Origin of the sequence: Nostoc linckia z4 (assembly GCF_002608075.1) — a bacterium.
In the GTDB taxonomy this organism is placed as follows: Bacteria; Cyanobacteriota; Cyanobacteriia; order Cyanobacteriales; family Nostocaceae; genus Nostoc; species Nostoc linckia.
The window spans coordinates 190,883-207,114 of record NZ_LAHA01000014.1; the positions used below are offsets into that span (position 1 = coordinate 190,883).

Here is a 16,232-nt window from a genome sequence, read left to right on the forward strand (position 1 = left end):
TTGATAATTACGATGGCAAATCAATAGTTCATTTAATTTAAATTATATGAAATTTAATTTTTCATGTATAGTGAAAATACTCAAATTAAATAAAGTAATTAACGAATAAGATAATTTACAAAAGTGAAATTGATTGATAATGAGTAAGAAAATTTATTTAAAAGTGAACACAGATCTGACAGCTTCCCCTGAAGTTTTATCTTGGTTCGAGCAGATAAACCAGCCAAGCTTTCTCGATGGACAAATTTGGTGGCAATGTCAAACACTTTTAATGGAGGGCTTTACTAATATTGTTGAACATGCCCATAAAAATTTACCCGTTGAAACTCCAATTGAGATGGAAGCTATGTCTTTAAACAATTGTATAGAAATTCGCATTTGGTCTCAGGGTAAATACTTTGATTTAGAGGAACAATTGCAGCAAGCATCAGAATTGGAAAATAACGACCAAGAACGCGGACGTGGTTTAAAAATCATGTCTGCTATTGCCGACAAATTGAGTTATGAGCGAACAATAGACAATCGTTACTGTTTATTTATGATTAAGTATTACTGATAATAAATCAATAGATTTTAAGGTTTATAATTTCCCCATAAACCCTATTTGACTTTTGAAATTTGCTGTATGTTATTTATTAGTCAAACTAAATTTTAGGGCGATGCGGCGAGACTCTATATTTTACAAACTTTTTCAACAATCTCCTTCTTTGTTATTTGAATTATTGACAAATCCGCCAATAAATGCAAATGCTTATCGATTTGATTCCGTGGCCGTTAAAGAACCCAAATTTGAAATAGACGGGGTATTTTTACCACCAGAAAACGCGGGTGCAGGAGTAGTTTATTTTTGTGAAGTGCAGTTTCAAAAAGATGAACAACTGTATGAAAGAGTATTTGCTGAATCATCGTTATATTTTTACCGCAACCGTGCCAGATTTAGTGACTGGCAAGCAGTAATCATTTATCCGTCACGCAGTATTGAACAAACCGATATTCATCCTCATCGAGGATTGCTTAATAGCACTCAAGTACATAGGGTTTATTTAGATGAATTGGGAGACATTCGTCAACTACCTATCTGGGTAGCATTGATGGTGTTAACCACAGTAGAGTCACAAGAAGCACCAGAGGAAGCCAGGTATTTGTTAAGTAGAACCCGTCAACAGGTTCCATCTGGGGCAAGTGACGCCATAATAGATATGATAACGACGATAATGGTTTACAAATTTGAACAATTAAGTCGAGTAGAGGTAGAGTCTATGCTAGGGATAACACTCAAAGAAACCAGAGTTTATCGAGAAATCAAAGAAGAAGGAAGAGAAGAAGGAAGAGAAGAAGGAAGAGAAGAAGGAAGAGAAGAAGCAACAATTAACCTTATTATTCGACAATTGAATAAGCGGTTTGGAGAACTGCCCGATGAAATGCGTTCCTTTATTTTTGATTTACCATTGCCTGTTCTTGAGGACTTGAGCGAAGCATTGTTAGATTTTACTAGTGTGGCTGATTTACAGGCTTGGCTGTCAGCACGATAATTAAGCTTCTATTTTGTCATTAAAAACTCTTGGATGCGTTTAACAAATTCTTCTAATTCTGAGATGAATTGATTACTACCTCGACGTTCTTGGTTATGAGCTAGTTGTTCTAGTTTTTCTGCTGCCTGATGCATATTTGTAACTCCCATATTGGCACTAGCACCTTTAATTTGATGGGCTTGGAGTGCAAGTTGCTCAAAATCCAAAGCAGCGATCGCCATTTTAACAACCTCTATCCGCGCTTGCATATCTTCCACAAATATTTGCAGTAATTCTGTTTCAAATTCTGGGTTATTTTCTGAAAGTTGATGCAAGCGTTCCCAATCAATCGGCAGGTCAACTAAACTAAAATTTGTTTGTTTTACTCTAACAACTATACTTCCCCAATGTTCTAGCATTGCTGCCAAATCTTCTTTCATGACTGGCTTAGTTAAATAGTCATCCATACCTGCATCTAAACACATTTGTTTGTCTTCTTTCATAGCATTAGCTGTCATTGCAATTACCACAGGACGACGACCACTTGCAAACTGACTTTCTTGCCAACGATGAATTTCTTTTGTAGTTTCTAAGCCGTCAAGAATTGGCATTTGGCAATCCATCAAAATTAAATCATAAGGAATTTTTTCTAAAACTTCTAACGCTTCTTTTCCATTATTAGCAATATCGGCGCTGTAGCCCAGGTTTTTGAGTTGTTTCAAAGCAATTTTTTGATTAACTAGATTGTCTTCAGTTAAGAGAATTCTTAATTTAGGACAATCAGGAGTAGAAAAATCACAGTTGTTTTCGTAATTTTCTATTCCTGAACCGTGACTTCTAAATTCTGTCAGGGTACTGGGACGTAGCCCATTGTGAGTTCTGACTTCCGATTCCTCTCGAATCACAGAAGCAGTAATCGTGAAATAAAATGTACTGCCTACATCCAGCTGACTTTCAACCCAAATTCTGCCGCCCATTAACTCGCATAGTTGCTTGCAGATGGCAAGACCTAATCCCGTACCACCATACTCTCTAGTAATGGAGGAATTAACTTGACTGAAGGCTTTAAATAAACGTTCGAGGCGATCGCGTGGAATTCCAATACCTGTATCTTTGATACTAAACTGAATTTCGCAAATATTTACAGCGGTAGAATGACTAATTTCGCTGGAATTGCGGGTTATAACTGAAACTTCTATGCTTCCAGTTTTGGTGAATTTAATTGCATTACTGATTAAATTAATCAAGACTTGGCGCAGTCGAGTAATATCTCCCACAATCATAGTAGGAAGTCTAGGATCATCTAAAAATGTGAGTTTTAATCCTTTTTCTTGAGCTTTAGGTGCAAGTAAATTAAGAGCCTGATTAATGCAATTTCTTAAAACAAAAGGTTGCTCTTCTAGTTCCAGATTGCCTGATTGGATTTTAGAAAAATCAAGAAAATCGTTAATAATTTTGAGTAAGGAATTTCCACTTATGTAAATAGTTTTAACAAAATCTTGTTGTTCATCAGTCAACTTACTATCTAACAACAGACTCGCCATCCCAGTTACAGATGTAATCGGAGTCCTAACTTCATGACTAATCATTGCTAAGAATTGCTGTTTAGCGAGTTCTGCCTGTTTTCGTTCAGTCATATCTCGCAAAATGTAAACATAACCTTGGAAATGTTCAATTTCAGTTTGAATGATTGAGTAGGAAAAATCTACAGGAATAGTTTTACCACTTTTGGTATAACAAACTGTTTCTAGCTCCTTTCCTAAATGATTAACATCTGGATTTTGAGATATATTAGTAATTCCAATATTGGCGACTTTATTCAGAACTTTAGTGATTGGTTGACCAATGAGTTCGGCTTCGTTGTATTCCAGCAAAACTTGTGCTATTGGATTCAATTTTTTGATATTTCCTGACAGTGTTGTTACCAACAATGCATCTGGCATTGATGTCAAAATTTGGTCAATATATTGTTTAGAAGCTTTTAAATTACGTAGCAAAAGATTTGCTTCATTTGCACCTTGAAATAAAGATTGCTCAAGCACCATCCTTTCTGTGACATTCTGCACAAGAATGATTAAAGAACTGCTTGAATTGTCTTCGTGTATATTTTTAGTAATACAAATATCAATATATAAAGGAGAAGTTTGATCTGGCGATCGCCTAATTCCTTTTAATTCAAAACTATTTTGTTCTCCTTGTTGAATGGCATCAAAAACCTCTTCAAGTCCCTGTAATTCTGGAAACAAAATCCGAACATCATCACCTGGTTTTACTTCATCGGCAATATCGGCAAAATGAATTAATCCCAGAGATATTTTAATAATCTTTAAGCTATCATCAATTATTAAATATTCGATTCCACACACAGATAAAACATTTGACGATATCAAGTTCATTTGACTAAATTAAATGAGTAGCTAAAGTTTGAAATATTTCATTAACATTATTGCCAGTTTTAGCTGAAGTTATATAAGTGTCTAATATATTAGCTTCATTACTGAATTGATACATTTTACGGATGCTCTCTAAATATTCTGCCGCTATCATATCTGATTTATTCAGTGCAACAACAATATAGCTTTGAGGATTAACAGCTAAAAAAGTCTCAATATGTTCTCGGAGATGATTGAGAGTTTCAGGTTGTGTTACATCACCAACTAGTACAGCACCTTTAGAACCTTGAAAATAATTTTTAGCAACTGCTTTAAACTTGTTACTACCTTCAATATCCCAAATTAAAAGCTGTAACTCTTCCAAATTATGTACGCTTTTTTGAGACATATTAAGCATTTTACGAGAAATTTTTACTCCCACAGTGGAAAGATATTCATCACTAAATTTAGATTCGACAAATTGACGAATCAGGCTTGTTTTACCAACACCAAAATCACCAAATAAGCAGATTTTCTTAGAAATTGTAGACATTGTTGAATAAAAGTTGGATATAAATCAATTCAAAACTGCTTGTTTATTGGTTCTAGAACAACACACCGACTCAACCATAAGGGATGAGTTGCATCAATTCCTGGTGGGAAATTTGTTCTACCAATAACTTGTAGACGAGATGGTTCAATACCTAATTTAATTAATGTTTGTTGTACAGCTTTGGCTCGTGTAAGTGCTAATTTTTCAGATGTGTTTTTATTACTCCGATCGGAACTATAACCAATAATTTTTAAATGCTGATTTGGATGCTGATTGAGGAAAAACTTTACTTGTTTGACTTTTTGTCCAAAATCAGCTTTCATCAGACTTGCCGAATTGGGTTGAAAGTAAAATCGCACTTCAAGCTGTAAAGGTTCTATTCGCACTGCACTAGAAACAGATTTTACGCCTGGAATTTGCTCAAATGCACGAGTGATAATTCGAGCATCTGCAATCCGGTTAACAGTACCTTCAACAGATACTTTACCAGTAATATATTGACTAGAAATAGCTGTACCTTCTGTTTGATTTAAAACTGCTGTGACTCGTTTAACTTCAGCCGCAGCTAATACGGGATCTGCTGGGACTTCGACTAACAAAATTTGATTGTCAATTAACCAATTAGGAGAGGTTAGTTTAACAATTTCTTCAGCTTTATGGCGAAGAAGTTGATTAGGTAATCGTCCGGTTAATTTTAATTTATTGTGTTCTACCTGCACGGTTAATCGATATACAGCTAATTCAGGAGCGGAAGTTAGAGCTAATAAACTTTGATTTTCAATAGAACGTATCACTCCACTATGATATTGCCAAAATCCCCAAGGAATGAAAATACTGCTGAGAACTGTTAAACCGAATATTACTATAGGTGAGAAAATATTTTTTTTCTTTTTCTGCTGAATATCTAAATCTTGAATTTCTTGTAAAAGTGTATGGACTTCACTAGAAATTGTATCTAAATCACCGTCAAAATTTTCTAATTCTCCGCCATATTTTTTAATAATTTTACTGAAATTTTGCCGCATTTTATGAATAAAATTTTTGTTTGGTTCTCCTTGAATAACAATAGCTAAATAGCAGTATCCTGCAACTTCTAAAATTATTTGGGATGTACCGTATGTGATTGCATCTAATTCGGTGACACTTCCAGATTGATTGATGCAATCATTGGCAAAGCTGCGAATTGCAGTCAGCATCCCTGCTACCATTTCAGCTTCAAGCTGCTGTGCATCAGAACGCTGAATATTTGAGATAATTAAACCAGATGTTTTATGAATCAAGAAAATGGCTTGAATTCCAAATGATACAGCTTCTTTAAGGATTAATTCTGCTTCAGAAACTCCCTGTAATTTGGCACGAATTTTACGTTTAATTCCTTCAACGCTGAGGGTTTCTTCAACTTGTCGGTTAATGGCCCGGATTGTCTCTGCCATATATTTGGCGATGGTACTACCAATAATTGGGTAGAGTGCATCGACAACAATATTTTGTTCAATTTCAATTTGCTTTTTAATTGCTCGTCCCATTGCCGGAGCGATCGCATCAGAAACTTCCTGTGGTGCAACAATAATTTGTTGGGAAATTGCTAGAGGAACAGCAGGTGCGATCGCCTCGCTCATACTAATTCTATCCTGTTCAGTACGACTACGAATAGTGCGATCGATAATAGGAGCCATTATTTCTATAATTTCCTCTTTTGACTCGGCAATTTTTAGCTTTAAAAGCTCAGAAATCGATGGTAATAAAAGATTTATTAACTCTTGAGGTTCATAAATTTGATACTCTAATTTTTTTAGTTTTTCTTCTAGTTGGTTGATGAAATTATCTACTTCTGCTAATTGGTGACCAACCAATATTCGCTGTAATTTTTGGAATGCATCTTCTGAATTGTCTGAAATTTCCTCAAAAGGTACAAATATTTCCCAAGATTTGTCTACATCTTCTTCAACCAGTGGGGATGAACTAGGTATATTGCTAAGAAAATTCAACCTAGACTCTAAATAAGCTTCACATACTTCTAATGGAACTGAAGGAAGTTGTAATAATTTAATTTCTTCTACCAAAACCTCATCATTATTATTTTCTAATGGTAGTGAATAACAAGATGGCTCAGGTGATTCGATAATTTTGAGTTCGATTAGTAAATGTATTAAGTTGTCAATCTGTAGAACTTCTTCCTCTTTTAAATCAACAGATTGATAAATCGAATTTTCCACCTGAGTCATATCAGTAAATCTCATCTTCAAAAGTGTTGAGTTAGGAGTTAGGAGTTAGGAGTTAGGAGTTAGGAGTTAGGAGTTAGAAGTTAGGAGTTTGGAGTTTGGAGTTTTGAGGTAGGAGTTTGGAGGTAGGAGTTTGGAGTTTGGAGTTTTGAGGTAGGAGTTTGGAGTTAAGACTCCCCATCTCCTCCATTTCCCCCATCCTCCTCATCTCCTGCTGCGATTAAGAGTGTAATTCTGCCGTACTGTTAGACTGAGTTAACACTTTTGACAACTTTGTAGTTTCTAGAAGTGGTACAGCACTATAATCGTTGCTGCGTTCATCGGCTGCTTCTCGTAGTTGAGGGATGAATTCAGTTTCTTTGAGGCGCATTCCCAAGGCAAACAAAGTTTCAGCCATATCGTCTTTAGAAACTTTGGCGTTTGTCAACTGTGAAAAGCGACGATCTATTTCTTCTAGAATTAGATCCCGTAGTGCGGTAACATCATCTTGTAATTGAACTTTAGTTTGAAAGATTTCATCTCGAATTGATGTGGTTTGACTATCTAAGGTTTCATCCAGGGATTGAACACTGGTAGAGAACTTTTTATTGAGTCGATCGACTTGTTGGCGTAAATCAAGAGTTTCTTCTTGAGTTGTGATGTTGACTGACTTCAGCTTTTTATCTAACGCTTCAAAGCCGGCTTTTAATTCAGCCGAAAAATTGGACTTGAGTTGCTCAAGATGCGATCGCGTTTGTTGTTGCAACAAAGAAATATCTGACTCTAGCTTACTAAATCTATTTTCGTAGTCTCTTAGCTGTGTGCCAAAAATAATATCGCGGATCTGATCGATATTGCCCAGCCGTTCCCGTACATCGTCTCTACTCATCTGATTCATCAGGAAAACCTCAGAACCTAATTTTAGGATATTAAATTTATTATTCCCATTAGTCATTAGTCATTAGTCATTAGTCATTAGTCATTAGTCATTAGTCATTTGTTAATGCCCCATGTCCTATGCTCCATGCCCTATGCCCCATAACTAATTACTAAAAACTCTTGGATGCGTTTAACAAATTCTTCTAAATCTGAGATTAAGTTATTAGTGCCTCGACGTTCTTGGTTATGAGCTAGTTGTTCTAGTTTTTCTGCTGCCTGATGCATAGTTGTAACTCCCATATTGGCACTAGCACCTTTAATTTGATGGGCTTGGAGTGCAAGTTGCTCAAAATCTAAAGCAGCGATCGCTATTTTAATAACCTCTATCCGCGCTTGCATATCTTCCACAAATATTTGCAGTAATTCTGTTTCAAATTCTGGGTTATTTTCTGAAAGTTGATGCAAGCGTTCCCAATCAATTGGTAGCTCAATTAAACCAACATCTGTAGTTGAAATTGTCTCTTGGCGAACAACGGTTGGTTTTGGCAATATCAGCATTGTCCAACGGTCTAACGCCGCTGCTAATTTTTCCTTCATTACTGGCTTGCTTAAATAATCATCCATGCCTGCGTCTATACACATTTGTTGGTCTTCTTTCATGGCATTAGCTGTCATCGCAATCACTATAGGACGACGACCGCTTGCAAAGTTGTTTTCTTGCCAACGATGAATTTCTTTTGTAGTTTCTAAACCATCAAGAACTGGCATTTGGCAGTCCATCAAAATTAAATCATAGGGAATTTTTTCTAATAATTGCAAAACTTCTTGACCATTCCCAGCAACATCAGCGCTGTAGCCAAGACTTTGGAGTTGTTTTAAGGCTACTTTCTGATTCACTAAATTATCTTCTGCAAGGAGAATTCTTAATTTTGGAAACTTAGAAATTGAGAAAGGGAATGTAGGGATTGAGGGATGCTCTGGGGTGGGGAATGTAGTGGATAGATTTTTTGTCTCCTGTTGTTTTGTTTCTAAAACATTGACCATCGCATCAAAAAGTCGAGACGGCTTAATAGGTTTAACCAAATAAGCGGCAAATCCGATTTTTAGCGCTCGTTGAATTTCATCGCGTTGATTAGTAGAGGTGAGCATAATCAAAGGTAAATGTGCGAAGGACGGATCTGCTTTAATTCGCTCTCCCAAAGCCATGCCATCGATTTCTGGCATCTGCATGTCAATCACAACAATGTCATACAAACTTTTGTGCTTAGCAGCTTGTTCAATAGCTTTCAGGGCAATATTAGCTGAAGCCGCTCTATCTACTACCATTCCCCAACGAGTGGCTTGATATTGGATGATTTTGCGATTTGTCGCATTATCATCGACTACTAACAACCGCCGATTAGTTAGAAGTGTGTGACTCTCTATTGAACAGCTGGGATGAAGTTGCTTCGAGAAAGTTATTTCAAACCAAAACTTAGATCCTTTGCCTACCGAACTTTCTACGCCAATTTGTCCTCCCATCAAAGTCACTAGTTGTTTGCAGATGGCTAATCCCAAACCTGTGCCGCCATACTTGCGGGTGGTGGAAGCATCCACTTGGGTAAATGGGGTAAAGAGTTTGCATTGGTCTTCAGAGTTAATCCCAAGACCGGTGTCTGTAATGGCAAAATTAATGGTGGCAGTATTCAAGGAAAGCGATCGCAATTCTACTTTGACTATCACCTCTCCACTGCTGGTAAATTTGATGGCGTTGCTGATTAAATTCATCAAAATTTGCCGCAAACGACCAGCATCACCTTGCAGATGAGTGGGGACGTTGGGATAAATTAAAGCTGCAATTTCTAATCCCTTTTTATGGGCTGGGGGAGCCAATAATTCCAACACCTCTTCCACACAGGTAGACAAGTTAAAATCTAAAGTTTCTAAAACCATCTCCCCAGCTTCCAGTTTGGACAAATCCAAAATTTCGTTAATGAGGCTCAACAAAGCATTTCCACTAATGCGAATTGTTTCCATAAAATCCCGTTGTTCTGGGTTGAGGGGAGTTTCTAACATTAAACCGGTCATCCCCAACACAGCATTCATAGGAGTACGGATTTCGTGGCTCATGTTGGCTAAAAAAGCACTTTTGGTTTTAGAAGCTAATTCTGCTTCGTGTCGCGCAACTTCAAGTTCTTGTCGTTGTTGAGTTTCTGCATCTAACATTTGAGCTTGGGCTAAGGCAATACCTACTTGGTCAGCTATTTGCCGTAAAAGATGAGTTTCAAAACTAGACCATTGACGAGAACTACCACACTGATGAACAATCAGCAAACCGCAAAGTTCTTCTTTAACAAGAATCGGTACAACTAAATGAGATTTGACTCCAAATTGTTGGAGTAATTCTATGTGATTTTTTTGGACTTCACCCAGATCCAAATCTGCCAGCCCCAAATTCGGTTTTTGACGATATTGTTGTAGATAATACTGTTGTAAATATTCTCCTCGAAAGTAAGTATCGGTGAGCTTTTTCTCTTTGATTGTCAGCCAGCCAGAAACTACAGCTTCGACGATGGTACTTGTAGATCCATCAGGCAAAGGCTGATAAATTAAGACTCGATCGCTATGGATAATTTTTTGTACCTCTGTAACAGCGATTTGGAGAATTTCTTTAATTTGCAAAGACTGGCGAATCTTCAGGGTGATTTCAGTGAATAATTGCGATCGCAAGTTTTGACGTTGCAGTTCTTCTTCTGCTTGTTTGCGCTCAATAAATTGTCCGACTTGCTCGCCAATGGAATTCATGACTTTTACCAAGTTGGAATCAGGCTGCTGGATTTCATGGCTAAAGCAAGTAATCACGCCAAGGATTTTTTTACTGTCACGAATTGGAAAACCAAAAGCTCCATGTAACCCGACTTTGGCAGCGATTTTTAACCGCACAAAATTCCGATCTTCAGCAACATCAGTAATCCAAACAGGTTTAGCACTAGCCCAAACACGACCAGGCAAGCCAATTCCTGGAGCAAAGGTAATCTGCCGACTGAAGATTTCAAATTCCTGCATCTCTAATGAGGTTTTATACCAATTGTCGAAAAAAGCCAGTACATTAGCTTGCCTATCGACCATCCAAATTTCACTTACAGCTACTTCTAAACTTTCGCAGATTCCTTGTAATATTTGGTGCATAGCTTCGTTGATGGTGTTAGACTCTGCTAAGACGCGGGTTGTAGCATACTGGGCTTTGAGATGCTGTTCTGCCCGTTTGCGTAAGCGAAGCTCGTCGTAGACATCGCTAATATCAATACCCGTGGCAACAATGTATTCAACGCGACCCTCATAGTCTTGCAAAATAGTGTTAGTCCATGTAATTAACCGCCGACTACCATCTTTGACAATCCAATAACTTTCGTACTCTTTTGAGCCTTCACCAGTCCGCAGTTGTTCAAAAACTGCCTTCACCTGCTCTACTTGTTCTGGTAGTAGAAACAGGTTCCAGAAATACCTACCTCTGACTTCATCAAAGGAATAACCAGTTGTTTGCTCGCAAGCTTGATTGAAGCGAACAATTTGCCCTTGTGCATCGAGAACTATCACCAAAGCACTAGCTGTATCAAGAACTGCTGAGATAAAGTTGCGTTCTTTGTTTAGTGTCTCTTCGGTGAATTTACGCTCCTTTACCTCACGATAAATGAAGTAGTAGACTATAGCCAGAATCAGAAAACTTAGGCAAATAGCAATGGTCTGCGTCAAAATTGTATTGCTGACACTGGTTTGAGTTAGTTTTAAATTTTGCTGAAGCTGTTTTTGCGCCTTGTTTTCCATTTCACGAATGATATTGCGAATATCATTCATCAATTTATTTCCCCGATCTGTTTTAATTACCTCCAATGCAGCATCCAATCCTCGATTTTGGCGCAAATCTATAGTTTTTTTGAGTTCGTTGAGTTTTGCCACTATCAGAGGTTGAAGTGTGTCGAGTTGACTCAGTTGTCGAGGATCGTTTGCTGCTAATTTTCTGAGCTGCTGAATTTCTGGAGTAACTTTAACGAGTGCGGTTTGATATGGTTCCAAATACGCTTCATTTCCAGTGAGTATATATCCCCGTTGTCCCGTTTCAGCATCCTTGATATTAGATAACAGTTCTTCCAAAACGCTTATTGTCATTTGAGTGTTGAACAAATTTTTACTCGTATTCATCAACACTTCTGTACTTTGATATGAAAGGCTGGCAATCAAAATTAAAATAGCCAATGCTAAGGCAAATCCTTGGGCAATCTTTGTTAAAAATTGTTTGCGTATCTTCTGTACTTGTTTGCGTTTATCGCTGGCCAAAACCAAACTTGCTAAAGTGCGCCGCATTTCTAATTGCTTGATTACCTGACGCCCTAGCATTCGTAATGCTTCAATTTGTTCTGGAGACAAATTTCTCGGTACATGGTCAATGACACAAAGTGTTCCCAAAGCATATCCTTCGGGATTTGTCAATGGAATGCCAGCATAAAACCGCACATGAGGTTCCGAGGTAACTACTGGGTTGCTAACGAACCTTTCGTCCTTTGTGGCATCAGGGACAACAAAAACCTCAGATTGCAGAATCGCATGGGCGCAGAACGCGATATCTCTGGGTGTTTCTAGAGCATCCAAACCAACTTTTGACTTGAACCACTGGCGATCGCGTTCGATTAAACTGATTAAAGCAATGGGAGTTCCACAAATAAATGAAGCCAGACGAGTCAGGTCGTCAAAAGCAGGTTCCGCAGGAGTATCAAGGATTTTATACTGTAAAAGAGACTCAAGTCGCTGTGTTTCGTTGTCAGGTAATGGTGCTTTCATCATTGAGGAGTCAGAACTCAGGAGTCAGAATTCAGGAGTTGGGAGTTAGGAGTTGGGAGTTGGGAGTTGGGAGTTAGGAGTTGGGAGTTGGGAGTTGGGAGTTGGGAGTTGGGAGTTAGGAGTTAGGAGTTAGGAGTTAGGAGTTGGGAGTTGGGAGTTAGGAGTTAGGAGTTGGGAGTTAGGAGTTTAAAGACTTTTACACTAAAGCTTTATGATTTGAATAAAATTAAAAAACCAAAAATCCATACCACGCTTGATTTTATTCATTCTGAATTCTGACTTCTGAATTCTGACTTCTGACTTCTGACTTCTGAATTCTGAATTCTGAATTCTGACTTCTGACTTCTGAATTCTGAATTCTGAATTAAAATTTGACACGCAACTGTCCTGTTAAAGAGTTACCGTTGTAAGCACTTTCTCCTGTATCTTGATTGCGGACATTACTGAAGCTATAGCCCAAGTCTGCTTCAATATTGGGTGATAGCTTCACCGTACAGCGTGTTTGATAAGTATTAGCATTATCAAATTCTCCTTTAAGTCGCTGTCGTCCGAAATTAGCAGCTAGGCGACAGCGTAAGAATTTAGTAACATCACCTTCCCAAGCCACTTCGGCGTTGTAAACTAGGAAATCTGGGGGTGAAAAATAGCCGCTACTGCGTTCTAAATCGTTATCGTAACTCCAAGTAAATAAGTTAGCTGCTAAAGAAAATTGTCCCAATTTTCGCTCTAGTCTACTAAAAGTTTGTACCTCAGAATTACCATCGTTGTAGTTACCCAAACGCAAAGAAGAAAATAAGCTGGTATTGCGGTCAATTTGCCAGAATAAATCAGGCCCAAATCGCCAAGCAGTAATTTCATTTTGTAAAGTCCTGGCATTAGATTTATAAGGGCCTTGTTCTAAATTACCTGATAATACTAATAGCGATCGCAATTGCCCTGTTGGCGAAACTCGCGCTGGTAAAATCGGAACTTCCACCTTTGCATTGAGATTTATCGCTGCGGGTAAACGGTCGAATACATCAACTCCTGCGGCTGTTTGTAGCGTTACTCGTCCAATTTTTCCTTGCCATCCAATTTGCAAGGGAAAATTGCTCACTGATTCTACACCGCGTTGATCGAAGAAATCAAAACCTGTCTTCAAAAAGATTTTATTGCCATTTCTTAATCGAAATTGGAGTGTTGGTTCGATGAATAAATTTGTTTGCCCAAAGTTATCTGTGTCGTAGCGATAGTCTGTATCAATACTTTCTAAAACTGCATTTGGTGTTGTTGGTTCAGTGGCAGGTGTTGGAGGGCTAGAATTCTCTGGTGGCTTCGGTCGTGGTGGCGGTACTCGCAAATCAGGATTGAAGTTTTCGGGTGCAGCAATCAAAAATCTATGAGGGAAAGGTTTTGCAAGTTCTAAGTAATACTGATTTGTATTTAATGGGGAAGATGAGGGAGATTTAGTGTTTTCATGGAGTTGGGCTGCTTGTAACTTAACTTCACACAATGCACAAATACCCACGCTGAATATGACTCCCAATTGAATCTGTAGGTAACCCAAAATATACTTAGTAAAACTATATCGATGGATAAAGAGATAACGTCTAAAACTATCTACCATCAGCCGATACTGTAGTTATATCAATGAAAAACTAGCTGCCAAAAATATTTTCTGGCTGCTAGCTTGTTTATTCTGCTTGGATTATGATGCCCACAATATATGCTGATTACAGCGATTTTCACATGATAGGTTTACGGAACTTTTGCAAAAATAAATGGGCAAGAGGCAATAGGGAACTACCATAAAATATAAAATTGGTCAGTTTTTGGTTTGAAACATTCTGCAATTCTACGTTTGGAATATTTCAATCCAAAATCCCAAATCTAAAATCTCAAATTTTATCAAATCTGCTCCCCACGACGGTGATTAGCGGCTTGCAGTAACAAAGATTCGGCAAAAGCGATGGCATCACTCGCTGATTTGCCACCAGCTAATTGTGCTAGTTCTTCCCGGCGAGTACTTAAATTATCTAAGGCAGTAACTCGCACAACAGTACGTTGTTCCCCACTACCATTGTTAGCTTTTTTACCTTTGTCTTGATTAATAGTTTGCTTATCTACCCGGAAATGGCGGTCTGCCATTGCTGCCACTAAGGGCTGGTGGGTAACACATAATACTTGGTTGCGTTGGCTGAGTTGGTGTAATTTTTCAGCGATCGCTTGGGCGACTCTTCCAGAAACCCCCACATCAATTTCATCAAATACCATTGTCCCGGCGGCATCAACTTGAGAAAAACAAGCTTTCAAAGCCAATAAAAAGCGGCTCATTTCCCCACCAGAGGCAATTTCTGTTAATGGTTGCAGTGGTTCTCCGGGGTTGGGGCTAAACATAAAGGTAATTTTATCTGCTCCCATTGCAGTTGGGAAAGTCGGCAAAATTTCAACTTGAAATTTCACCTTTTCCATTGCTAAAGGTTTAAGTTCCGATATCAAACGCGATTCTAAATTAGCTGCGGCCTTGCTACGCAGTTGAGTTAATCGATGGCTGGTTTCGGTGAGTTTTTCCAAACACGCCTTTTCTTGTTGTTCTAAACTTTCAATCGATTGTTCGCTGTCGTTAAGTAGGGCTAATTCTGCTTGGATACGCTGATAATAAGCGATGGCTTCTGTTAACGTCGGCCCATACTTGCGACAAATTTGCTTTAATTCCCGAACCCGTTCTTCCACTTCTTCCAATCGCTGGGGATCGGCTTCTAAACTATCGCCATAAGCATTAATCTGCCTTCCCACTTCCATCACCGCAGCTTGGGCATCCCTGACTAATTCCAACAAAGGTTGCAGCTGGGTGTCGTATTCCACCATGTCATTTAATGTGGCTTCGCTGTCTCCCAATAAATCTGCGGCGGCGGGAGTTTCATCGTCGTTTTGATACAAAGCCTGATAAATTTTGTAGCTCATTTGTTGCAAATCAACAACATGATTCAGGCGTTCCCGTTCTTGCGCTAGCTGTTCCAATTCATTCGCTTCGCTAAGATTTGCTGCTCCTAATTCTTGCACTTGATAGGTAAGCAAATCGAGTTGTTGCAAACGTTCCCGTTCTGATGTCCGGCGTTTTTCTAGTGCTAGATGTGCTTGTTGGTAAGCATTAAAGCTATTGGCGACCTTTTGGCGTTGCTGCATCAGCGAGTCACCCCCATACAAATCCAACCAGTCCCGGACTTGGGCGGATTGTCCTACTTGCACCGTTTGACCTTGGGCTGTGATTTCCACCAAGCGATCGCGCAATCCTACCATTACCTGGCGATTTACCAACACCCCATTCACCCGCGATCGGCTGCGGACGTTACTAGCCGTGGCGGAGATTTCTCGGCTAATAACTACACAATTTTCATCAAGCAAATCGATTTCCTGTTCCGTCAACCAAGCAGCTAAGGGGGGGTTGGAAGTGAAAGTAGCTTCTACCATTGCCCGACTCGTCCCTGTGCGAATCACTCGACTAGAGACTTTACCGCCCAAAGCAGCATCAATGGCATCTAAAATAATTGATTTTCCAGCGCCGGTTTCACCAGTCAATACATTGAGTCCCGCGCCAAATTCTAATTCTAGTTGGTCAATCAGGGCAAAATTTTCAATTCGCAAGCAAAGCAACATCTAGCCAAAGTCTCCTTCCATTGTGCTGAGTGCCCAGTCGTGAGTCAGAAGAAAATTTCGGAGTTAGTTAGTAAGGGCGCATGTCTTTACTTCAAGACTTGGCACTTTTAACTCAGCACCGAGAAAGGCAGCAATACCTACTACTATTAAATTAATACGCCCATATTAGTGTAGCAAAGCAATAGTTATTGGGGAATGGGGCATTGGGCATTGGGCATTGGGCATTGGGCATTGGGCATTGGGCATTGGGCATTGGGCATTGGGC

At 38.8% G+C, this 16,232-nt stretch carries 9 protein-coding genes; 2 read left to right on the forward strand and 7 right to left on the reverse strand.

Going from position 1 to position 16,232, the window contains the following annotated elements; all coding sequences use genetic code 11:
- The first annotated feature begins 139 nt into the window (after nucleotides 1-139).
- Nucleotides 140-556: an ATP-binding protein gene (locus VF06_RS14470; RefSeq protein WP_099070383.1), complete on the forward strand. Its 417-nt coding sequence runs from the start codon at nucleotides 140-142 to the stop codon at nucleotides 554-556.
- A 103-nt stretch (nucleotides 557-659) separates the two neighbouring features.
- On the forward strand, nucleotides 660-1,532 hold the full coding sequence (locus VF06_RS14475; protein WP_099070384.1) for an Rpn family recombination-promoting nuclease/putative transposase: 873 nt from the start codon (nucleotides 660-662) through the stop codon (nucleotides 1,530-1,532).
- A gap of 8 nt (nucleotides 1,533-1,540) precedes the next feature.
- Here VF06_RS14475 and VF06_RS14480 read toward each other — a convergent pair whose 3' ends face one another.
- The 7 genes from VF06_RS14480 to recN all read right to left on the reverse strand — a co-directional run bounded on the left by VF06_RS14480 (nucleotide 1,541) and on the right by recN (nucleotide 15,967).
- The gene (locus VF06_RS14480) at nucleotides 1,541-3,907 is read right to left on the reverse strand and encodes an ATP-binding protein (protein ID WP_099070385.1); all 2,367 of its coding nucleotides are present in this window, start codon (nucleotides 3,905-3,907) and stop codon (nucleotides 1,541-1,543) included.
- A gap of 4 nt (nucleotides 3,908-3,911) precedes the next feature.
- On the reverse strand, nucleotides 3,912-4,436 hold the full coding sequence (locus tag VF06_RS14485) for a Rab family GTPase (protein ID WP_099070386.1): 525 nt from the start codon (nucleotides 4,434-4,436) through the stop codon (nucleotides 3,912-3,914).
- A 29-nt stretch (nucleotides 4,437-4,465) separates the two neighbouring features.
- Nucleotides 4,466-6,661 carry an OmpA family protein gene (locus tag VF06_RS14490; RefSeq protein ID WP_099070387.1) on the reverse strand — a complete coding sequence of 732 codons (2,196 nt, stop codon included), beginning with the start codon at nucleotides 6,659-6,661 and terminating at the stop codon, nucleotides 4,466-4,468.
- Nucleotides 6,662-6,878: 217 nt separating this feature from the next.
- Entirely contained in the window at nucleotides 6,879-7,535 is a 657-nt protein-coding gene (locus VF06_RS14495) for a hypothetical protein (RefSeq protein ID WP_099070391.1), read from the reverse strand.
- A gap of 131 nt (nucleotides 7,536-7,666) precedes the next feature.
- A complete protein-coding gene (locus VF06_RS14500; RefSeq protein ID WP_099070388.1) occupies nucleotides 7,667-12,331 on the reverse strand; it encodes a response regulator in 4,665 nt (1,554 codons plus the stop codon).
- 364 nt (nucleotides 12,332-12,695) lie between these two features.
- On the reverse strand, nucleotides 12,696-13,937 hold the full coding sequence (locus VF06_RS14505; RefSeq protein WP_180267474.1) for a hypothetical protein: 1,242 nt from the start codon (nucleotides 13,935-13,937) through the stop codon (nucleotides 12,696-12,698).
- Between the two features lie 281 nt (nucleotides 13,938-14,218).
- Complete coding sequence (gene recN, locus VF06_RS14510; protein WP_099070390.1) at nucleotides 14,219-15,967, reverse strand: DNA repair protein RecN; 1,749 nt, start codon at nucleotides 15,965-15,967, stop codon at nucleotides 14,219-14,221.
- Nucleotides 15,968-16,232 lie beyond the last annotated feature (265 nt).

Bases quoted from the DNA above. Each gene is read 5' to 3' on its own strand.
- VF06_RS14470 (WP_099070383.1), top strand. From the start codon at position 140: ATGAGTAAGAAAATTTATTTAAAAGTGAACACAGATCTGACAGCTTCC.
- VF06_RS14475 (WP_099070384.1), top strand. From the start codon at position 660: ATGCGGCGAGACTCTATATTTTACAAACTTTTTCAACAATCTCCTTCT.
- VF06_RS14480 (WP_099070385.1), bottom strand. From the start codon at position 3,907: ATGAACTTGATATCGTCAAATGTTTTATCTGTGTGTGGAATCGAATAT.
- VF06_RS14485 (WP_099070386.1), bottom strand. From the start codon at position 4,436: ATGTCTACAATTTCTAAGAAAATCTGCTTATTTGGTGATTTTGGTGTT.
- VF06_RS14490 (WP_099070387.1), bottom strand. From the start codon at position 6,661: ATGACTCAGGTGGAAAATTCGATTTATCAATCTGTTGATTTAAAAGAG.
- VF06_RS14495 (WP_099070391.1), bottom strand. From the start codon at position 7,535: ATGAATCAGATGAGTAGAGACGATGTACGGGAACGGCTGGGCAATATC.
- VF06_RS14500 (WP_099070388.1), bottom strand. From the start codon at position 12,331: ATGAAAGCACCATTACCTGACAACGAAACACAGCGACTTGAGTCTCTT.
- VF06_RS14505 (WP_180267474.1), bottom strand. From the start codon at position 13,937: ATGGTAGATAGTTTTAGACGTTATCTCTTTATCCATCGATATAGTTTT.
- recN (WP_099070390.1), bottom strand. From the start codon at position 15,967: ATGTTGCTTTGCTTGCGAATTGAAAATTTTGCCCTGATTGACCAACTA.